A 20375-nucleotide genomic window follows, 5' to 3' on the forward strand; every position below is an offset into this window, starting at 1 on the left:
CGGTCGCGGTTGAACGCCGGGCGGTCGTTGTCACGACGCTCGAAGGAACGGCCACCACGGTCGTCACGACGGTCGCCGCCGCCGGAGCGGAAGCCGCCCGAGGGACGGTCGTCACGACGGTCGCGGTTGAACGCCGGGCGGTCGTTGTCACGACGCTCGAAGGAACGGCCACCACGGTCGTCACGACGGTCGCCGCCGCCGGAGCGGAAGCCACCGGACGGACGGTCTTCACGACGGTCGTTGCTGCCGCGGAAGGACGGACGGTCGTTGCTCCCGCGGTAGCCGGAGCCACCGGAGGGACGGCCACTGCGCTCGCCGACGCGGTCGTTGCCACCGCGGTATCCACCACGGTCGCCGCCGCGGTCGTCACGACGGGCGTAGTTGCCCCGCTCGTCACGACGGTCTTCGCGCGCGGCCGGCTGCTCGGGGACGGACACGGCTGCGACGAGCGCGGCCTCGGCCTCGGCGGTGACCTCGGCCACCGCGGCCTCCGGGTCGTCGCCCCGCTCGCGGGCGGCACGGGCGACCAGGCGGTCGGCCTCCTCGCGCAGCTCGACGGCACGGCGCTGGACGCGCTCCAGCTGCTTGGTGAGGTCGGCGGCCTCGCGCTCGGCCTGCTTGGCCGCGTTGTTCGCGGAGTCGGCCTGGACCTCGGTCAGCGAACGGGCACCGGTGATCTCGGCGACCTCGGGCTCGAAGACACCCGCGCCCTGCACGATGTGGCGCGAGGCGTCGACGCCCGCGTCCTCCATGAGGCGGAAGATCTGGCGGCGCTGGTGCGGGAGCGCCAGCGAGACGACGACACCGGACTTGCCGGCGCGGGCGGTACGGCCCGAGCGGTGCAGGTAGTCCTTGTGGTCGCCGGCCGGGTCCACGTTCAGGACGAGGTCGATGCCGTCGACGTGGATGCCGCGGGCGGCGACGTCGGTGGCGACGAGGGCGTTGACGTAGCCCTTCTTGAAGTCCTCGAGGACGCGGGTACGGGCGCCCTGCGTCATGCCGCCGTGCAGCGCGTCGGCCTTCACGCCGGACTCGATGAGCTGCTCGGCGATGCGGTCGGCGCCCAGCTGGGTGCGGACGAAGATGATCGTGCGGCCCTTGCGGGCGGCGATCGCGGCCGTGACCGGCGCCTTGTCCTTCGGCTTCACCACGAGGACGTGGTGCGACATGGTCGAGACGTTGCCCTGGGCGCTGTCGACCTCGTGGGTGACCGGGTTGCTCAGGTAGCGCTTGACGAGCGTGCCGATCTCGTTCTCCATGGTGGCGGAGAAGAGCATGCGCTGGCCGCCGCCGGGGATCTGGTCGAGCAGCTCGGTGACCTCGGGCAGGAAGCCCAGGTCCGACATCTGGTCGGCCTCGTCGAGGACCGCGACCTGGACGCTCGAAAGGGAGCAGGCGCCACGGTTGATGATGTCGCGCAGACGGCCGGGGGTGGCGACGAGGACGTCGACACCGCGCTCCAGCGCGTAGATCTGGTTGCCCATCGACGTACCGCCGCAGACGACCTTCATCTTCAGGCCGAGCACGTCGCCGTAGGGCTGCAGCGCGTCCGCGACCTGCATCGCGAGCTCACGGGTCGGCGTGAGGATGATCGCGCGGGGCTTCTTCTTCTCGGTGTGGCCGCCGGACAGCGCGGCCAGGGTCGGCAGACCGAAGGAGAGGGTCTTGCCGGAGCCGGTGCGACCACGGCCCAGGATGTCCTTGCCGGCCAGGGCGTCCGGGATGGTCGCGGCCTGGATCGGGAAGGGCGCCGTCACACCGTTCTGCGCGAGCTTGCGGACGATGCCCTCGGGCAGGCCCAGGTCCCCGAAGGTGACGGTCGGCTCGGCGTCGGCGGCCTCGGTGGAGGACTCCTCCGCGGGGGTCTCGACGACCTCGGGGGTCTCGACGGCCTGGGTGGCCTCGACAGCCTCGGGGGCCTCTGCGACCGCGGCCTCGACGGCCTCGATGAGCTCGACGTTCTCAGCGTTCTCGGACATGACGGTGTGGTCAGAACTGGAAATTGACATGCGAAATGCGAAACCTTCCGGAGTCTCGGCACGCGCCCGTAACTCCGTGTTTTCGCAATTTCGACCGCCTCAATGCGGTCCAGCCACGGCAAGGGAGAGTACGCGCCACACGGCGCTCTTCTGTGTCGGCGCCGGGCAATGGGATCAAACGATCTACTACCATACGCACCCTCCCCCGCATCGCGCAAACCTGCTGGTCACGAGCGCGTGCTCACACCGGCGCGACCTGCGGTGACACCCGCGGAGTGGGCCAGACCTCGACCCGCCCCGGCGCCCCCATCGCATCGGTGCGGAACTGCGCGGCCGGCGAGGCGGAGGGCTGCTCCGGGGGCGGCGAGGGCTCCGGCTCGGGCGAGGGCGGGGGCGTCTCGGGGGTGACCGGAGGCGGCGGCGGCTCGCCCGGCCCCGGGGCGCTGGGCTCCGGGGTGGGCAGCGGGCCGCCCAGCGTCGGCTCCGGGGTGCCGGGGCCGGCGGGCACCGGCCGGCCGTCCTCGGCACCGGCCGACGGAGCATGCCCCGAGGCCTTCGCGCCGGGCTTCCCGGAGGCTCCCCGGTCGGACTGCGCCTCGGCACGGCCACCTCCCGGGCGGGACCCGCCGGTGCCGGACACCGTGCCCCCGTCCGGCTGGGCCGAGGCGCCCTTCCGGTCCGCGGCACGTGAGGGGGACGGCTTCCCGGCGTCGTCGCCGACGCTCACACAGCCTGTGGACGCGGCGATCGTCAGCGCGGTGACTGCTGCCCAGCGGACGCGGGCGGACAACTGGCGCACGGGGTGGCACCTCCGGGGAGGAGAGACGGCGGGACGGGAGAGCGATGTGTTCAACTCCCCGGCACCCGCCGGGGACACGCCCGGACACGACACCCGCACACGCGTCCGCCCCGCGGCTCACCCGCCGGCGCCCCCGGACCCTCCCGCCAGCTCCGCCCCCAGGAACACCGCCCCGAGCCCCACCAGCAGGGACACCAGCACATTGGCCCCGGCCAGGAAGCCGCGCCCCGCCTCGGCCAGCCGCAGGGTCTCGTACGAGAACGTCGAATACGTCGTCAGCGCCCCGCACAGGCCGGTGCCCAGCAGGGCGTGGACCGGCGTGGACACCGAGGCCCCCGTCAGCACCCCGAGCAGCAGACTGCCCGCCGCGTTGGCGGTGAGGGTCCCCCACGGGAACACGTACGGCAGCGCCGTGCCGTGCCGTGCCCGCACCGCACGGTCCGTCAGATAGCGCAGCGGCGCGCCGACGGCGCCCCCGAGCGCGACGAGCAGCCAGTTCACGTCGCCCGCCCCCTCCGGTCCGCCAGCGCCCGGGTGACCGCGGCCGCCCCCCACACCGCACCGAGCGCCGCCACGGCCGTCGCCGCCGCGTACGCCATGGCCGTCCCGACCTCCTGACGCGTCAGCAGCCGGGCCACGTCGGCGGCGTACGTCGAGAACGTGGTGAAGCCGCCGAGCACCCCGACCCCCAGGAACGGCCGCACCAGGGGGTGCGCGACGGTGGCCCGCTCGGCGGCCAGCACCATCAGCACACCGATCAGGGCGCAGCCCGTCACGTTGACCGTGAGGACCGCCCAGGGGAATCCGTCACCGCCGGCCGGCCAGGCCGACATGGCCGCGTAGCGCGCGGTGGCTCCCACGGCGCCGCCCGCGGCGATCACCGCCAGGACCCGCCGGCCGCCCGCGCCGCCCGCGCCACGCGTCTCGCCGCGCTCCGCGGGTGGGGCGAGGCCGGCGTCGGGGCCGAGGGGCGGCCGCTCGGGGGTCGGGCTCCCGCCGCTCACCCGTAGCCCAGTTCGTGCAGCCGCTCGTCGTCGATACCGAAGTGGTGGGCGATCTCGTGGACCACGGTGATCTCGGTCTCGGCGACCACGTCCTCGCGGGTCTCGCACATCCGCAGCGTCGGCCCCCGGTAGATGGTGATCCGGTCCGGCAGGACACCCGCGTACCACTCACCGCGCTCGGTGAGCGGCGTGCCCTCGTAGAGGCCGAGCAGTTCCCGGTCCTCGGGGTCCTCCGGTTCCTCCTCCACGAACACCGCGACGTTGTCCATCAGCCGCATCAGCTCCGGCGGGACCCGGTCAAGGGCCACGCTCACCAGCTCTTCGAACTCCTCGCGCGTCATCTCCAGCACCCCGCCATTGTCACGTACCTCCGGCGGGAACGGGCGGGCCGCACGCGTCCCGGAGGCCACCCGCCCGGCCCACAGCCGCACGTCCGTCCGCATGCCCGCCGTCCGAACGGGGCATACGCGCCCAATGGCACGCCCGTTCCACGCCGCAGCCGCCCGTGTCCGCCACCTCCGCCGCCCGCGCGCCACCGCCCCCGCCGGGCTCGTCCCGGCCCCGCACCCCTGGAAGCGCGCGCTCGGCCTGCTGGCCGTGGTCGTGCTGGGCGCCTGGCTCGGGCTCCTGGTCGTCGGCAGCGTGCGTACGCCGGTGGGGCCCATGGACACCACCATGACCCTGCGGCCCTCGGTGAGCGGCGGCACCAAGATCAACGTGTCACCGCTCGGTGCTCTGGAGCTGGACTCCCACCACGCCCCCGTGCGCCTGGACGTGGACGTGGACCAGCTGGACCCGGAGCGCTCGCAGGCCCTGGTCAAGCACCCCGAGCGCCTCTCCGGTCTCCAGGACGAGGTCACCGACGACGTCGCCGCCGGTACCCGGGAGCTGGCCGTCCGCTCCTGCGTGGCCGTGGTCTCCGGCGCCACCGCCCTCGGCCTCGTCGTCTACCGGCGTCCGCGCCGCGCCCTGGCCGCCGGGGGCCTCGCCCTGGCGCTGCTGGCCGCCTCGGGCGTCAGCGCGTACGCCACCTGGAACCCGAAGTCCGTCCTGGAGCCGAAATTCTCGGGACTGCTCTCCAGCGCCCCGTCGGTCGTCGGGGACGCCCGCTCGATCGTCACCGAATTCGACGTCTACCAACAGGAACTGGCCCGCCTCGTCACCAACGTGACCAAGCTCTACGACGCCACGTCCACGCTCCCGGTCTACAAGCCGGACCCGGCGACCCTGCGGGTCCTTCAGGTGTCCGACATCCACCTCAACCCGGCCGCCTGGCACATCATCGCCTCGCTCGTCGAGCAGTACGAGATCGACGTGATCATCGACTCCGGGGACACGATGGACCACGGGACCGCGGCGGAGAACGGCTTCCTCGATCCGGCCGCCGACCTCGGCGCCCCCTACGTGTGGGTGCGGGGCAACCACGACTCCAAGGAGACCCAGGCCTACCTGGAGAAGATGAAGAACGTGCACGTCCTGGACGAGGGGAAGGCCGTGACCGTGGCCGGTGTGCGCATCGCCGGCACCGGTGACCCGCAGTTCACCCCGGACCGCACGCGCCCCACCGGCGGCAAGGCGGCCGAGCAGCTCGCGGGCATGCGCCTCGCCTCGGCGCTGCGCGACCAGAAGCGCGCGGGCACCCCGGTGGACATCGCGGTGGCGCACGACCCGAACGCGGCGCGGGAGACGGACGGAACGGTTCCGCTGGTGCTGGCCGGCCACGTGCACCACCGGGTGAACGAACTGCTGCCGCTGGGCACGCGGCTGAAGGTCGAGGGCTCGGCGGGCGGCGGCGGGCTGCGCGCCGTGCAGAACGAGAAGCCCGAGAAGGTGCGGGCCTCGGTGCTCTATCTGGACCGCTCCACCCGGCACCTGCAGGCCTGGGACGAGATCACCCTCGGAGGCCTCGGCCTCACGACGGCCGAGGTCAGCCGCCATCTCCCGGAGGAGAACCTCAGGAGTCCGTCCCCCTCACCGAGCGTCTCGACGACCTCCCCGTAAACCGTTTTGGCGATACCTCCCCGCATCCCATATGCTTCTCACGTCCCCGACGCGCTGGAAAGCGCGCAGGTGGGCCCTTAGCCCTCATCGTCTAGTGGCCCAGGACGCCGCCCTTTCAAGGCGGTAGCACGGGTTCGAATCCCGTTGGGGGCACGCTTTACCGTGTGCGAGACTTGTCTCGCACATTAGCTTGGTCCTGTGGAGCAGTTTGGAGTGCTCGCCACCCTGTCAAGGTGGAGGCCGCGGGTTCAAATCCCGTCAGGACCGCTGCAGCCCGTATGAGCTGCGTGGCTGGGTAGCTCAGTTGGTACGAGCGATCGCCTGAAAAGCGATAGGTCGCCGGTTCGATCCCGGCCCCAGCCACCACCCGAAGGCCCCGTCCGAGGACGGGGCCTTCGCCGTGTCAGACCGACTCCTCCTTCTCGCGCCCGGGCCGCCTGCGCCACACCTGCACCGTGAGGATCAGCACCACCACCGCCACCACGGCTCCCAGTGCGGCCGCGTCCGGCACCCGCTCACCCACACGCTGGACCCACTGCTCGGCGGCGAACGAGTCGTCCACGTCGAGGAGTCCGGGCAGCCCGGTCGTCCCGTCGTACACGAGGAAGAGCACCCCGATCCCGATGAAGAAGAGGCCGGAGAGCAGCGAGGTGCTGTGCGCCTCGAAGCGGCCGACGCGCAACGGCCGGCCCCGCAGCCATGCCCTGCGGCCCAGGTCGAAGCGTTCCCAGAGCAGGGCGAGCACGAACAGGGGCACGGCCATGCCGAGCGCGTAGACGGCGAGGAGCAGTCCTCCGTAGACAGGGCTGCCGCTGACCGCCGCCACGGTGAGGACGCTGCCGAGGATCGGGCCGGCGCAGAAGCCCGCCAGCCCGTAGACCGCGCCCAGGGCGTAGACGGAGAAGGCCGTCGTGGGCCGGATCCGGCCACCGAGCTCCGCCATACGCCGGGAGGCGAAGCCCAGCCCGGCGATCTGGGCGAGTCCGAGCCCGATGATCAGCCAGCCCGCACCGAGGACGAGCGCGTCCCGGTTCCCGTGGAAGAGCCGCCCGGCGTACGAGCCGGCGGCGCCGAGCGGGACGAGCGTGGTGGCGAGACCGGCGTAGAAGACGACCGTGCGCGCCAGGAGCCGCGAGGCCGAGTCCACGGAGTACGCGAAGAAGGCCGGGAGCAGCAGGGCACTGCACGGGCTGACCAGGGCGAGCAGGCCACCGAGCAGAGCGGCGAAGTATCCGGTGCCCGGGGTCACTTCGCGGGGTCCCCGGCACTCCCGACGTTCGCTTCCTCCGCCGCCGCGGCCTCGATGGCCTGGGTGAAGACGGCCATGGGCTGGGCTCCGGCCAGCGGGCGGCCGTTGATGAGGAAGGACGGGGTGGACGTGGCGCCGATCCTGTACGCCTGCTCCCGGTCCTCGGTGACCGCCGCGGTGGCCGCCGCGCTCGCGGTGTCGCGGGCGAAGCGGTCCAGGTCCTTCACCCCGGCCTGCCGGGCGAGGGCGCGCAGCCGCTCCGCGCCGAATCCCCTGTCCTTGGCGCCCTCGGCGTAGGCGGCCCGGTGGAAGGCCCAGAAGCGGTCCTGCCGCCCGGCCGCCCAGGACGCGCGGGCGGCCGCCTCCGACGCCTCGCCGAAGATGGGGAGGTTCCGCCACTCGATGCGCAGGGTGCCGTCCTCGACGTACCGCTTGATCAGTTCGGGCTCGGTGTCCCGGGCGAACTTCCCGCAGTAGCCGCACTGGAAGTCGGCGTACTCGATGAGGACGACGGGGGCGTCGGTGCGGCCCTGCGCGAGCTTGTCGCCCGCGTCGCGCCGGGCCAGCTCCGCCAGTTCCCGTCGGACGTCGGCGTCCGGCCCTGCGGTGGTGGCGACGGCGGGGGTGTCGGCGGCGGGTGCGTCCGGGGCGGTCGCCCGGTAGGAGACGAAGCCGAGCAGGCCGGCGGCGAGCACGACGACGAGGCCGAAGAGCAGCGGCTTCCTGGCGGAGGACGGCTTCCCGGCCGGGGGCGGGGGGCGGCGGGTGGGCGTGGTCATGCGGCGCTCCGTGCGAGTGCGTGGGGGACGAGCGGGATCCGAGCAGGGGCGTGGGGCCCGCCTACGCCCTCGGCACGGAGCGTTCGGCGGGAGCGGGTATCTCCCGGGACATGGGGCCGCCTTGCGCGGGACGGGTGATCGGTTGCCCGGAATGGTACGTGCTGTGACCTCATGACAGCGTTGCGTCACCGGGGCCCTTCCGTGGATTCCCCCGGGAGGGCGGCGTGACACGGCCCGGGCGAAATAGGTTCGCCACTCCTCGCGCCCGGGTGAGATCCTGGGGTCCGTATGTCTACTTCCTTCGCAGATCTCCAGACCCGGCTCGGGCAGCTCTCGCTCCGCGACGCGCACCGGCTCGGCCGCCGTCTCGAGGGTGCCCGCCGCATCCGCAAGCCCGAGGCCCGGCAGTCCGTGCTGGACGAGATCTCGGCCGAAGCCGGGAAGGCGGCCGAGCGGCTCGCGGGACGGGCCGGGCGGATGCCCGCCCTGTCCTACCCGGAACAGCTCCCGGTCAGCCAGAAGAAGGACGAGATCCTGGAGGCGATACGCGACCACCAGGTCGTGATCGTCGCCGGGGAGACGGGCTCCGGCAAGACCACGCAGATCCCCAAGATCTGCATGGAGCTGGGGCGCGGCGTCCGGGGCATGATCGGGCACACCCAGCCCCGCCGGATCGCGGCGCGCACGGTCGCGGAGCGCGTCGCGGACGAGCTGAAGACCCCGCTGGGCGAGGCCGTCGGCTGGAAGGTGCGCTTCACCGACCAGGTGAATCCGGACGCGACCTTCGTGAAGCTGATGACGGACGGCATCCTGCTGGCCGAGATCCAGACGGACCGCGAGCTCCTCGCCTACGACACGATCATCATCGACGAGGCCCACGAGCGGTCGCTGAACATCGACTTCCTGCTCGGCTACCTGGCCCGGCTGCTGCCGAAGCGCCCCGATCTGAAGGTCGTCATCACCTCGGCGACCATCGACCCGGAGCGCTTCGCCCGGCACTTCGGCGAGGCGCCGATCGTGGAGGTCAGCGGGCGCACGTATCCGGTGGAGGTGCGCTACCGGCCCCTCCTCGAGGAGGAGGGCGACGACACCGACCGGGACCAGATCACCGCCATCTGCGACGCGGTGGACGAGCTGGGCCGCGAGGCCCCCGGCGACGTCCTGGTCTTCCTCTCCGGGGAGCGGGAGATCCGCGACACCGCGGACGCGCTGAACAAGCGCAACCTCAGACACACCGAGGTGCTCCCCCTCTACGCGCGCCTCTCGCACGCCGAGCAGAACCGCGTGTTCCAGCGCCACACCGGCCGCAGGATCGTCCTGGCGACGAACGTCGCGGAGACCTCGCTGACCGTCCCCGGCATCAAGTACGTGATCGACCCGGGCAACGCCCGCATCTCCCGGTACAGCCACCGCACCAAGGTCCAGCGGCTGCCGATCGAGCGGATCTCGCAGGCCAGCGCCAACCAGCGCAAGGGCCGCTGCGGCCGTACGTCGGACGGCATCTGCGTCCGGCTGTACTCCGAGGACGACTTCCTGACCCGTCCGGAGTTCACCGACCCCGAGATCCTGCGGACCAACCTCGCCTCCGTCATCCTCCAGATGACCGCGGCCGGCCTCGGCGACATCGAGAAGTTCCCCTTCATCGACCCGCCGGACCACCGCAACATCCGCGACGGCGTGCAGCTCCTCCAGGAGCTCGGCGCACTGGATCCGCAGGAGAAGGACGCGCACAAGCGCCTCACCCCGCTGGGCCGCAAGCTCTCCCAGCTGCCCGTGGACCCGCGCCTGGCCCGCATGGTCATCGAGGCCGACAGGAACGGCTGCGCCCGCGAGGTCATGGTCATCGCCGCGGCGCTCTCCATCCAGGACCCGCGCGAACGGCCCTCGGAGAAGCAGACGCAGGCCGACCAGAACCATGCCCGGTTCAAGGACGAGACCTCCGACTTCCTCGCGTACCTGAACCTCTGGCGCTACATCCGCGAGCAGCAGAAGGAGCGGGGCTCGTCCTCGTTCCGCCGGATGTGCAAGCAGGAGTACCTGAACTTCCTGCGGATCCGCGAGTGGCAGGACATCTACGCACAGCTGCGGACGGTCGCCAAGCAGATGGGCATCACCGTCGAGGAGCCCAAGGCGGACGAGGGCGTGCCCGAGCAGGCGGTCCACACCTCGCTGCTGGCGGGGCTGCTCTCGCACATCGGTCTGAAGGACACCGAGAAGAACGAGTACCTGGGCGCGCGCAGCGCCAAGTTCGCGGTCTTCCCGGGCTCCGCGCTCTTCAAGAAGCAGCCGCGCTTCGTGATGTCGGCCGAGCTGGTCGAGACGTCCCGGCTCTGGGCGCGGGTCAACGCGAAGGTCGAACCGGAGTGGATCGAGCCACTCGCCCAGCACCTGCTGAAGCGGACCTACAGCGAGCCGCACTGGGAGAAGGACCAGGCAGCGGTGATGGCGTACGAGCGGGTCACGCTCTACGGGGTGCCGATCGTCGCCCAGCGCAAGATCAATTTCGGCCGAATCGACCAGGAGGCGTCGCGCGATCTGTTCATCCGCAACGCCCTGGTCGAGGGCGACTGGCGCACGCATCACCAGTTCTTCCATGACAACCGCAAACTGCTCGGCGAGGTCGAGGAGTTGGAGCACCGCGCCCGGCGCCGCGACATCCTCGTGGACGACGAGACGCTCTTCGACTTCTACGACCAGCGGATTCCGGAGCACATCGTCTCCGGGGCGCACTTCGACTCCTGGTGGAAGCACAAGCGCCGCGACGAGCCGGACGCGCTCGACTTCGAGCGCTCCATGCTCATCAACGAGAAGGCCGGGGCGGTCACCAAGGACGACTACCCGGACTCCTGGCGGCAGGGGAAGCTCAAGTTCCGGGTGACCTACCAGTTCGAGCCGGGCGCGGACGCCGACGGCGTGACCGTCCACATCCCGCTCCAGGTGCTCAACCAGGTCACCTCCGAGGGCTTCGACTGGCAGATCCCGGGCCTGCGCGAGGAGGTGGTCACGGAGCTGATCCGCTCGCTGCCCAAGCCGATCCGCCGGCACTACGTCCCGGCGCCGAACTACGCGGACAAGTTCCTCGACCGGGCCGTCCCGCTCCAGGAGCCCCTGCCGTTCACACTCGCCCGTGAGCTCCAGCGGATGGTCGGCGTCCCGGTCACGGCCGACGACTTCGACCTGTCCCGGGTACCGGACCACCTGAAGATCACCTTCCGGATCACCGACGAGCGGCGCCGCAAGGTGGCCGAGGCCAAGGACCTGGAGGCGCTGAAGATCCAGCTGCGCCCCAAGGCCCGCCAGGCGCTCTCCCAGGCCGCCGCGGCCACCGCGGGGCCGTCGGGCGAGTCCATCGAGCGTTCGGGGCTCACGGACTGGACGATCGGCACCCTGAACCGCGTCTTCGAGACCCGCCGCGCCGGCCAGCCGGTGAAGGCGTACCCGGCGCTCACCGACCAGGGCGAGACCGTCGCCGTGCGCCTCTTCGACACGGAGGCCGAGCAGCAGCAGGCGATGTGGCGCGGCACCCGGAAGCTGATCCTGCTGAACATCCCGGTCAACCCCGCCAAATTCGCCTCGGACAAGCTCACCAACCAGCAGAAGCTGGCGCTGTCCCGCAATCCGCACGGCTCCATCCAGGCCCTGTTCGACGACTGCGCCACCGCCGCGGCGGACCGGCTCATCGCCGCGCACGGAGGCCCGGCCTGGGACGAGGCCTCGTTCCGGAAGCTGTACGACAAAGTGCGCGCCGACCTCGTCGACCTCACCGTCCGCACGATCGGCCAGGTGCAGCAGGTCCTGGCGGCCTGGCAGGCGTGCGAGCGCCGGCTGAAGTCGACGAACAGCCTGGTCCTGATCAACAACGTCACCGACGTACGGGACCACCTGGCCCGCCTCGTACCTCCGGGGTTCGTCACCATGACCGGGCTGCGCAGGCTCCCCGACCTGATGCGCTACCTCGTCGCCGAGGACCGCCGGCTCCAGCAGATGCCGACGAACGTCCAGCGCGACACCACGCGCATGGAGAAGGTCCACGAGATGCAGGACGAGTACGCCTGGCTGCTCGAACAGCTGCCGCGGGGAAGGCCGGTGCCCCAGGAGGTGCTGGACATCCGCTGGATGATCGAGGAGCTCCGGGTCAGCTATTTCGCGCACGCGCTGGGCACCGCACAGCCCGTATCCGACAAGCGGATCGTGAAGGCGATCGACGCCGCCGCACCGTGAGCGGAGCCCCCGCCGTTCCGTAGCGGCACCCGTACGGGGAGTGAGTTCGACCTGGCCCCGGGACCTCCTGTAGAGTCTGTCTTCGCAGCCAGCCGCAAGGCCGGAAGCGAAAACCTGGTCCTGTGGAGCAGTTTGGAGTGCTCGCCACCCTGTCAAGGTGGAGGCCGCGGGTTCAAATCCCGTCAGGACCGCAGTAGATGAAAGCCCGGATCCCCTGGATCCGGGCTTTCGTGCGTCTTGACGCGGGCGTCGGCCGCCGGTAACTCCATAGGACGGAGTCCGCCCCTGTTCCCTCGACGCGGGGCGGCCGGGTCACCGGGAGGCCGCACGCATGTCTGCGCCCACGGAAAGGCACGAGACCCGCGCGCTGTTGCGCGCCCACCTGGCGGCGGCCTCCGGCTACCGCCACCTCACCCGGCACTGTCCGATCTGCCACCGCCTCCTACGACTCGCCATGGAGCCCCTGACGGCCCCACAGGCCCCGTACGCCCAGGAGGAGCCCAGCAGCGGGGCCGAGCCGCCGCACGCCCCGGAGACGGCCGCCGGGACCCCCGGACCGGGTGCCGGGGCGGCGCCCCCTCCGCGACGGCCGGCGCCCCTGCCGCGACGGCCGGCACCCGACGGGGCCGGGCGAGGACCGGAGTTCCGCGCGGAACGCCCCGAAGCGCCCCCCGGGGCCCCGCCGGAGGCCCGCCCCGGGACCCACCCGGAGGACGAAGGTCCTCCCGCCCCGTGACCATCTCCCGCAGCGGAGCGCCCTGGCACAGTGGCAGGATCGTAGTTGGCAAGACCGTACCGGTGTGACGGGAGTCACCGAATCAGTTTTGCGCGGGGGGCACTTTACGTACTTCCTACAACTAGCGAATTTAATATGTGCCATTGCACCGCCTTCGGCGTACATCCCGGACCGTTCCGCCCGAGCCGTCCCAGGGCGTCCGGGACCCGGGCGAACAACCCCGAACAGGCCCGCCCGGAGTCGCACACGACCGCGCGGCAAACCGACCCGTCGGCCCGTTCGGGCAGCCGCCGGCGCCATTCGGGCACCCCGCGGCCCCTCCGGGGCAAAAAAAGATCGCGCTGGACCCGGCGGAGTCCAGCGCGATCGAACGACGAACCCGTGTGTCACAGGCATGGCACCCGTTGGGGCGGGTGCCCGTCGTATGGAGCTATAAGGGGACACCGGGGGTTGGGGGACCTCCAGCGCCCTGTTGTGGCTGCGGCGACAGGGGTGTGTCAGGCCTCGCTGCGCTGCTGCGGAATACCCGCAAGCAGTGCGCGGACCTCTGCCTCGCGGTACCGGCGATGCCCACCGAGCGTGCGGATGGACGTGAGCTTGCCAGCCTTTGCCCAACGGGTGACCGTCTTCGGGTCCACGCGGAACATCGTGGCAACCTCAGCCGGGGTCAGCAGCGGCTCGGCATCAGGGGTGCGAGCGGTCATGAGCGGCCTCCTCGGGAGAACCGAACCATCTCGGTTCTTTCCTCTAAATTCTGCACCTTGACCCGCGTTGCCCGAAATGGCGGACGCGGGCCGAGTCGGTTATAGGACGAACGGCTTGTCCTCGGCACTACAACTACACCATCCGTCCAGCCACGTCGGCCAAACCGATGGAATTGCCCTCCCAGGTGTTCATCAGCGACGGAAGCCGATGGACCATGCCATAGCGGACAGTCACGCCCCAGTAACGATCAGTCACAGGACAAACAGGAGTCGTCAGAAGTCATCAGACCCCCCATAGCGTGCAATGCTGAGCAATCCGCACATAGTTGGGCGGACAGAGCCCTCCCCGGACTCCTTGTCCTATTTTGGCATGAGGAGTAGGGAACGGCGCAAGGGCCCTGTTAGTGCTATCCATCACGCTTGAGACAAAGGCCCGGTTCGGGACGTAGGTCCCGGCCCTCGCGAGCGGACTCCCGCCCCACCTGTCGCACGCGTCACACTCGACGCCGGTTCACAGCCCGTCAGTTCCCCTCAGGGCATCTGCGTTCACCTCCGCCGGACTCCCGGGCGCCCTCGGATGTCGGACACCTCACAGGATGTCTCTTCCCTGCGAATAGGCCCTCTATGCGGCAGTGCGTTCCTCTTCACACCGATTCAGGCTAGTTGGTGGACTGCAGGTCGCGCACCGCCCGCCAGCGGTCCGCCAGCCGCCCGTACGCGACGCCCGCCGCGTCACCGTCCCCCGAGCGCAGCGCCGCGATGCCCTCGGCCACGTCCGCGGCCGACCGGTCCCCGGCCAGCTGTTCACCGCTCAGGGCGTGGACCAGGCCGCCGTAGTCCAGCTCGACCATGGCGCGGGGATGGAACTCCTCCAGCCAGCGCCCGACCTCCACGAGCCCCTCGGTGAGCGGACCTTCGTCGACGGTCTCCCGCAGCGTCCGCAGCGCCCTCGCCAGCCGGCGCCGCGCCTGCACCATCGGGGTCCGGTACCGCAGCAGGGACTCCACGCCGTCGCCGGCGGCGACGTACTCCCGCTCCTCGTCGTCGAACAGGACGAACCAGCGGACCGGCACGTGCCACACCGTGGTCCGGATCCAGGGCCGGGCGTCCGGATTCCGCTCGGCCCACCGCTCGTGGTCCACCTCCGCCTGCCTCCGCACGACCGGAGGCAGCACCGCGTCCAGCACAGTGGCCGGAAACAGACCCCCCAGTTCACCCATGGCCAGCCAGCTCCGCATCCGGGTGCGCCACGGACAGACCACGATCGTGCCGTCGACGACCGCGACGAAGGCGTCCGCGCTCTCGTGCACCGGCACCGCCACGGGCGGGGTCGGAACCAGGTCCGCCAGCGAGCGGCGCAGTTCGTCCTGGGCCGTGGGCAGCTCCGAACGCTGCGCGTAGCGCGTCCAGTGACCCCGTTCGGGCTCGCGGAAGGCGGCGAGCGGCTCGTACACCCGCAGGTAGGACGCGTAAGGGATGAGCACTGAAGACACCACCGACATGCGGCGAATCGTGTCACGCCCCTACTCCACAGGGGGGTGATCCCGGGCACGGGAACAGATCTCCGTGTCCCGAGGACTTACGCTCTTGCCCATCGGACCGACCGGTGGCGGTCGGTCCGGGGCCCTCCCCACCTTCAGGAGGGTCTTCCGCCGCTTCGTACTTGGGAGTCACCACAGTGACCGATGTGACCGGCGTGCCCGCCTCTGCCGATGTCCTGCGCACCTTGTTCCGCTCGGAGCAGGGAGGTCACGAGCAAGTCGTGATCTGCCAGGACCGTGCCAGCGGCCTCAAGGCCGTCATCGCCCTGCACTCCACCGCCCTGGGCCCGGCCCTCGGCGGCACCCGCTTCTATCCGTACGCCTCCGAGGAGGAGGCCGTCGCGGACGCGCTGAACCTGTCGCGCGGCATGTCCTACAAGAACGCCCTGGCCGGCCTCGACCACGGCGGCGGCAAGGCCGTCATCATCGGCGATCCGGAGCGGATCAAGTCCGAGGAACTGCTCCTGGCCTACGGGCGGTTCGTGGCCTCGCTCGGCGGACGCTACGTGACCGCCTGCGATGTCGGCACCTACGTGGCGGACATGGACGTCGTCGCCCGGGAGTGCCGCTGGACCACCGGCCGGTCGCCCGAGAACGGCGGCGCGGGCGACTCCTCCGTCCTCACCGCGTTCGGGGTCTTCCAGGGCATGCGTGCCTCCGCGCAGCACCTGTGGGGCGACCCCACCCTGCGGGGGCGCACGGTGGGCGTGGCGGGCGTCGGCAAGGTCGGCCACCACCTGGTGGAGCACCTGCTGAGCGACGGCGCCCGAGTCGTCGTGACGGACGTGCGCGAGGAGTCCGTACGCCGGATCACCGATCGGCACCCCGAGGTCTCGGTGGCCGTGGACACTGACGCGCTCATCCGCACGGAGGGGCTCGACATCTACGCCCCGTGTGCCCTGGGCGGCGCGCTGAACGACGAGAGCGTCCCCGTGCTCACCGCCGAGGTGGTGTGCGGCGCGGCCAACAACCAGCTGGCACACCCCGGTATCGAGAAGGACCTGGCCGACCGGTCGGTTCTGTACGCACCCGACTACGTGGTGAACGCCGGAGGCGTGATCCAGGTCGCCGATGAACTCCACGGTTTCGACTTCGACCGGTGCAAGGCGAAGGCGACACGGATCTTCGACACCACTCTGTCCATCTTCGCACGTGCGAAGGCGGATGGGATTCCGCCGGCCGCGGCGGCCGACCGGATCGCCGAACAGCGGATGGCGGACGCCCGCCGTTCCTGAGGAATTCACCACCGCGCCGACACCGCGCCCCCGGCACCGGACCTCCCAGGAGAGCCCGGCGCCGGGGGCGCCGCACGTCCGGGAGAGCCGTCGGCGGGCCCCGGGGAGACATGACTCACTCCGGTCGGCGGGTCGCCCGTCCACAAGAGGTTAAAATCGGGGTTGACCAGCGAGGACGGGCTCCTCCACGGTCCTGTGACGAGGCACGTGATGCGGGCGGCGTACCGTATGGCCGAGGAAGCAGGTACCGTTAAAGCCACGGGCGCGGTCTCTCTGCCGAGAGTCCGTCCTGAAACATGAACGCGTGTCAAGACTCTGGGGCCGTCGAGCCCCGTCACCGAGGGGGTCGAGCCATGGGGCGCGGCCGGGCAAAGGCCAAGCAGACCAAGGTCGCCCGCCAGCTGAAGTACAGCAGCGGCGGAACAGACCTGTCACGTCTGGCCAATGAGCTGGGCGCATCACCTTCGAGTCAGCCACCGAACGCCGAGCCGTTCGAGGACGACGACGAGGAAGATGACCCGTACGCACAGTACGCGGATCAGTACAACGACGACGAGGACGCGGACGAGGACGACCAGTCCGGTCCGTCGTCACAGCGCCGCGGCGCTTGACCTCGCGCTGACACATGAACCCGGTCCGGGCCTGCCCGGACCGGGTTCTGTGCTGTCCCGGTCCGGAAGGACGACGTACCACCACGGCTGACGCGCGAGGCGACGGTTCCCGCCGCCGGTCCGGTGGTGCCCCGGACCGGCGGTCATGGCGTCCTACCGTGCGTAGCTGCCGGTCAGCTCGGCGCCCGTCGCGTGGCCCCCGCGCTCGGTGATCTCGCCGGCGACCCAGGAGTCGACACCCCGGTCGGCCAGCGTCGTCAGCGCCGCGTCCACCGAGTCGGCCGGAACGACCGCGATCATGCCGACGCCCATGTTGAGCGTCTTCTCCAGCTCCAGCTGCTCGACCTGTCCGGCCTTGCCGACCAGGTCGAAGACCGCGCCGGGCGTCCAGGTGCCCCGGTCGACCGTCGCGTGCAGTCCGTCCGGGATCACCCGGGCCAGGTTGTTGGCCAGGCCGCCGCCGGTGACGTGGCTGAAGCCGTGCACCTCGGTCGTACGGGTCAGGGCCAGGCAGTCCAGCGAGTAGATCCTGGTGGGCTCCAGCAGCTCCTCGCCGAGCGTCCTGCCGAACTCCTCGACCTGACGGTCCAGGGTCCAGCCGGCCCGGTCGAAGACCACGTGGCGGACGAGCGAGTACCCGTTGGAGTGAAGACCGGAGGACGCCATCGCGATCACGGCGTCACCCTTACGGATGCGGTCGGGGCCCAGCAGGCGGTCGGCCTCGACCACACCCGTGCCGGCACCCGCGACATCGAAGTCGTCCGGGCCCAACAGGCCCGGGTGCTCGGCCGTCTCGCCGCCGACGAGAGCGCAGCCCGCCAGGACACAGCCTTCGGCGATGCCCTTCACGATGGCCGCGACACGCTCGGGATGCACCTTGCCGACGCAGATGTAGTCGGTCATGAAGAGCGGCTCCGCGCCGCAGACGACCAGGTCGTCGACGACCATGCCGACGAGGTCGTGGCCGATGGTGTCGTACACACCCATCTGCCGGGCCAGATCGACCTTCGTGCCGACGCCGTCGGTCGCGGAGGCGAGCAGCGGGCGCTCGTAACGCTTGAGCGCCGAGGCGTCGAAGAGGCCGGCGAATCCGCCGAGACCGCCGAGGCCGGCGACCTCGGGGCGCTGCGTCTTCTTCACCCACTCCTTCATCAGCTCGACGGCGCGGTCACCGGCTTCGATGTCGACGCCCGCCGCAGCGTAGGAAGCACCTGTTGTCTCAGACATGGCCCGGGATCTTTCGTGTGGGAATACGGGGCTGGTGGAGCGGTGACCGGTCGGTCCGGATCACGGACGACGCAGTGCGTCGGACGCCGCGGTCGCGGCGGGTCCGGCCGCCAGCTCGGTCTCCAGCAGCTGCTTGCCGAGCAGTTCCGGGTCCGGAAGCTCCATCGGGTATTCGCCGTCGAAGCAGGCACGGCAGAGATTCGGCTTGTCGATCGTCGTCGCCTCGATCATCGAGTCGATCGAGATGTAGGAGAGCGAGTCGGCACCCATGGAGGTGGCGATCTCGTCGACCGACATGCCGTTGGCGATCAGCTCGGCGCGCGTCGCGAAGTCGATGCCGAAGAAGCAGGGCCACTTCACGGGCGGGGAGGAGATCCGGATGTGGATCTCGGCCGCCCCCGCCTCGCGGAGCATCCTCACCAGGGCCCGCTGGGTGTTGCCGCGGACGATCGAGTCGTCGACGACCACCAGGCGCTTGCCCTTGATGACTTCCTTGAGCGGATTCAGCTTGAGCCGGATGCCCAGCTGACGGATGGTCTGTGAGGGCTGGATGAAGGTCCGGCCGACGTAGGCGTTCTTGACGAGTCCGGCTCCGAACGGAATTCCGCTCGCCTCGGCGTAGCCGATGGCCGCGGGGGTTCCGGACTCCGGTGTCGCTATGACCAGATCGGCCTCGACGGGGGCCTCGGCCGCCAGCTTCCGTCCCATCTCCACACGGGAGAGGTAGACGTTGCGGCCGGCGATGTCGGTGTCAGGGCGGGCCAGGTAGACGTACTCGAAGACACAGCCCTTGGGCTTCGCTTCCGCGAAGCGTGAGGTGCGCAGGCCGTTCTCGTCGATGGCGACGAGCTCGCCCGGCTCGATCTCGCGGACGAAGCTGGCACCGCAGATGTCGAGGGCGGCGGACTCGGAGGCCACCACCCAGCCGCGCTCGAGGCGGCCGAGGACCAGGGGGCGGATGCCCTGCGGGTCACGGGCGGCGTACAGGGTGTGCTCGTCCATGAAGACGAGCGAGAAGGCTCCCTTGACGTCGGGAAGCACCTTGGTGGCGGCCTCCTCGATGGTCAGGGGCTTGTCGTCGCCGTCTCTCTGGCCGGCGAGCAGCGCGGTCACCAGATCGGTGTCGTTCGTCGCCGCGACCTGGGTGGCCCGCCCGTCCTTGCGAGGAAGGTCGGCGACCATCTCGGCGAGCTGGGCCGTATTGACCAGATTGCCGTTGTGACCCAGGGCGATCGAGCCGTGCGCGGTGGCACGGAACGTCGGCTGCGCGTTCTCCCACACCGAGGCACCGGTGGTGGAGTAGCGGGCATGACCGACCGCGATATGGCCCTGGAGCGATCCCAGAGACGTTTCGTCGAAGACCTGCGAGACCAGTCCCATGTCCTTGAAGACCAGGATCTGGGACCCGTTGCTCACTGCGATGCCCGCGGACTCCTGTCCACGGTGCTGCAGGGCATACAGTCCGAAATAGGTGAGCTTGGCGACCTCTTCGCCCGGAGCCCAGACACCGAAGACGCCGCAAGCGTCCTGGGGGCCTTTCTCTCCGGGGAGCAGGTCGTGGTTGAGTCGTCCATCACCACGAGGCACGGCTCCGAGTGTAGGCGAGATCGACCACCGGTCCGAATTGGACGGCCCCCGGGAAGAGGCCGACGGCACGGCGGCGGGGCGCCCTCCACGAGGGCCCGGGCGATGGTCGGGCGATCACTCCGGGTGATCCCGGCACGGCTGCCGCTTCGGCCCCGGACGCCGTCGGGGCAGTCGACGCCCGGGATGGAGGCCGGTTACCGACAGGTCGCGCACTCCGCCGCTTCCGCCCCTCCCGAAGGCCCGGAGAGCCGTGGACGGTGCCGGCCCAGGGGTGGGCCCCACCCTCTTTTCGTGGTGAGCCTCACACTGCGAGTCCACGGCCGGGACGCCCCGAGCACCCCGAAGCCTCCCCGCAGCAGCCCTTTCCGGGGCCGGCCACTCCTCCGGGAACGGGGACCACTCCTCCCGGACAGGGGCCGGTACCGGGCGGAACCGGACCGTGTGAGACGGCTGTCCGCAGTGCGAGACCGCCGTTGACACGCCCATGACCTGTTGGCAGGCTCCTTCCCCATGCAGCCCCTCGGTGATCGTTCGGTCACGCTCGTGGAGCGCCGCCACGTCGATCTGGGACGTGTGGCGAGCGCCATCTGTCGCTGCGCCTGAGCCAGCCGCCACTCCGGAACCGCGCGGGGCGTTCGCCTCGAACTCCGGTACGCGTGCACGTATTTCCACTCTTCTCACCTTCCGCCCCTCATGACCGGG

At 70.8% G+C, this 20375-nt stretch carries 17 protein-coding genes and 4 tRNA genes; 10 read left to right on the top strand and 11 right to left on the bottom strand.

From position 1 onward, the window contains the following. The 5 genes from ACIRJR_RS35340 to ACIRJR_RS35360 form a co-directional block, all read right to left on the bottom strand. Positions 1 to 1979 (bottom strand): DEAD/DEAH box helicase (locus ACIRJR_RS35340; RefSeq protein ID WP_403788575.1); only part of this gene is annotated, 1979 nt, incomplete at its 3' end. Between the two features lie 241 nt (positions 1980 to 2220). Then, entirely contained in the window at positions 2221 to 2778 is a 558-nt protein-coding gene (locus ACIRJR_RS35345) for a hypothetical protein (RefSeq protein ID WP_403788577.1), read from the bottom strand. Between the two features lie 117 nt (positions 2779 to 2895). After that, positions 2896 to 3279: a fluoride efflux transporter FluC gene (locus ACIRJR_RS35350; protein WP_403788579.1), complete on the bottom strand. Its 384-nt coding sequence runs from the start codon at positions 3277 to 3279 to the stop codon at positions 2896 to 2898. Further along, entirely contained in the window at positions 3276 to 3782 is a 507-nt protein-coding gene (locus ACIRJR_RS35355; protein WP_403788581.1) for a fluoride efflux transporter FluC, read from the bottom strand. Before ACIRJR_RS35355 ends, ACIRJR_RS35350 begins: the two co-directional genes overlap by 4 nt. Next, positions 3779 to 4132, bottom strand: coding sequence for a metallopeptidase family protein (locus ACIRJR_RS35360; RefSeq protein ID WP_403788583.1), 354 nt, complete (start codon positions 4130 to 4132; stop codon positions 3779 to 3781). Before ACIRJR_RS35360 ends, ACIRJR_RS35355 begins: the two co-directional genes overlap by 4 nt. 124 nt (positions 4133 to 4256) lie before the next feature. On the opposite strand from ACIRJR_RS35360, the gene ACIRJR_RS35365 reads away from it, so the two are divergent. The 4 genes from ACIRJR_RS35365 to ACIRJR_RS35380 all read left to right on the top strand — a co-directional run bounded on the left by ACIRJR_RS35365 (position 4257) and on the right by ACIRJR_RS35380 (position 6149). Further along, positions 4257 to 5783 (top strand): metallophosphoesterase, encoded by a 1527-nt coding sequence (locus ACIRJR_RS35365; protein WP_403788585.1) that lies wholly within the window; start codon positions 4257 to 4259, stop codon positions 5781 to 5783. 80 nt (positions 5784 to 5863) lie between these two features. Beyond that, positions 5864 to 5936, top strand: a tRNA-Glu gene (locus ACIRJR_RS35370). A 39-nt stretch (positions 5937 to 5975) separates the two neighbouring features. After that, positions 5976 to 6050, top strand: a tRNA-Asp gene (locus tag ACIRJR_RS35375). Between the two features lie 22 nt (positions 6051 to 6072). After that, positions 6073 to 6149 (top strand) — tRNA-Phe (locus ACIRJR_RS35380). Between the two features lie 37 nt (positions 6150 to 6186). On the opposite strand, the gene ACIRJR_RS35385 is transcribed toward ACIRJR_RS35380, so the two are convergent. Both ACIRJR_RS35385 and ACIRJR_RS35390 read right to left on the bottom strand, forming a co-directional pair. Then, on the bottom strand, positions 6187 to 7032 hold the full coding sequence (locus ACIRJR_RS35385; protein ID WP_403788587.1) for a cytochrome c biogenesis CcdA family protein: 846 nt from the start codon (positions 7030 to 7032) through the stop codon (positions 6187 to 6189). Then, positions 7029 to 7811 carry a DsbA family protein gene (locus tag ACIRJR_RS35390; protein WP_403788589.1) on the bottom strand — a complete coding sequence of 261 codons (783 nt, stop codon included), beginning with the start codon at positions 7809 to 7811 and terminating at the stop codon, positions 7029 to 7031. Before ACIRJR_RS35390 ends, ACIRJR_RS35385 begins: the two co-directional genes overlap by 4 nt. A 288-nt stretch (positions 7812 to 8099) precedes the next feature. Here ACIRJR_RS35390 and hrpA point away from each other — a divergent pair, with 288 nt between their 5' ends. From hrpA to ACIRJR_RS35405, 3 genes are all read left to right on the top strand, one after another. After that, positions 8100 to 12032, top strand: coding sequence for an ATP-dependent RNA helicase HrpA (hrpA, locus tag ACIRJR_RS35395; protein ID WP_403788591.1), 3933 nt, complete (start codon positions 8100 to 8102; stop codon positions 12030 to 12032). Between the two features lie 116 nt (positions 12033 to 12148). Further along, positions 12149 to 12223, top strand: a tRNA-Asp gene (locus ACIRJR_RS35400). A 140-nt stretch (positions 12224 to 12363) separates the two neighbouring features. Beyond that, positions 12364 to 12768, top strand: coding sequence for a DUF6274 family protein (locus ACIRJR_RS35405; RefSeq protein ID WP_403788593.1), 405 nt, complete (start codon positions 12364 to 12366; stop codon positions 12766 to 12768). A gap of 497 nt (positions 12769 to 13265) precedes the next feature. Here ACIRJR_RS35405 and bldC read toward each other — a convergent pair whose 3' ends face one another. Then, a complete protein-coding gene (gene bldC, locus ACIRJR_RS35410) occupies positions 13266 to 13472 on the bottom strand; it encodes a developmental transcriptional regulator BldC (RefSeq protein ID WP_003949541.1) in 207 nt (68 codons plus the stop codon). Positions 13473 to 14131: 659 nt separating this feature from the next. Further along, the gene (locus ACIRJR_RS35415) at positions 14132 to 14974 is read right to left on the bottom strand and encodes a hypothetical protein (RefSeq protein WP_403788595.1); all 843 of its coding nucleotides are present in this window, start codon (positions 14972 to 14974) and stop codon (positions 14132 to 14134) included. 176 nt (positions 14975 to 15150) lie between these two features. Here ACIRJR_RS35415 and ACIRJR_RS35420 point away from each other — a divergent pair, with 176 nt between their 5' ends. Both ACIRJR_RS35420 and ACIRJR_RS35425 read left to right on the top strand, forming a co-directional pair. Beyond that, entirely contained in the window at positions 15151 to 16248 is a 1098-nt protein-coding gene (locus tag ACIRJR_RS35420) for a Leu/Phe/Val dehydrogenase (protein WP_403788597.1), read from the top strand. Positions 16249 to 16601: 353 nt separating this feature from the next. Continuing rightward, positions 16602 to 16859 carry a DUF3073 domain-containing protein gene (locus ACIRJR_RS35425; RefSeq protein WP_033296941.1) on the top strand — a complete coding sequence of 86 codons (258 nt, stop codon included), beginning with the start codon at positions 16602 to 16604 and terminating at the stop codon, positions 16857 to 16859. A gap of 153 nt (positions 16860 to 17012) precedes the next feature. Here ACIRJR_RS35425 and purM read toward each other — a convergent pair whose 3' ends face one another. Next, on the bottom strand, positions 17013 to 18086 hold the full coding sequence (gene purM / locus ACIRJR_RS35430; RefSeq protein WP_403788599.1) for a phosphoribosylformylglycinamidine cyclo-ligase: 1074 nt from the start codon (positions 18084 to 18086) through the stop codon (positions 17013 to 17015). 60 nt (positions 18087 to 18146) lie between these two features. After that, positions 18147 to 19673: an amidophosphoribosyltransferase gene (purF, locus tag ACIRJR_RS35435; RefSeq protein WP_403788601.1), complete on the bottom strand. Its 1527-nt coding sequence runs from the start codon at positions 19671 to 19673 to the stop codon at positions 18147 to 18149. Between the two features lie 510 nt (positions 19674 to 20183). On the opposite strand from purF, the gene ACIRJR_RS35440 reads away from it, so the two are divergent. Then, complete coding sequence (locus ACIRJR_RS35440) at positions 20184 to 20276, top strand: putative leader peptide (protein WP_352303411.1); 93 nt, start codon at positions 20184 to 20186, stop codon at positions 20274 to 20276. Positions 20277 to 20375 lie beyond the last annotated feature (99 nt).

The organism is Streptomyces sp. NPDC102402, from assembly GCF_044765765.1.
Classification (GTDB): domain Bacteria; phylum Actinomycetota; class Actinomycetes; order Streptomycetales; family Streptomycetaceae; genus Streptomyces.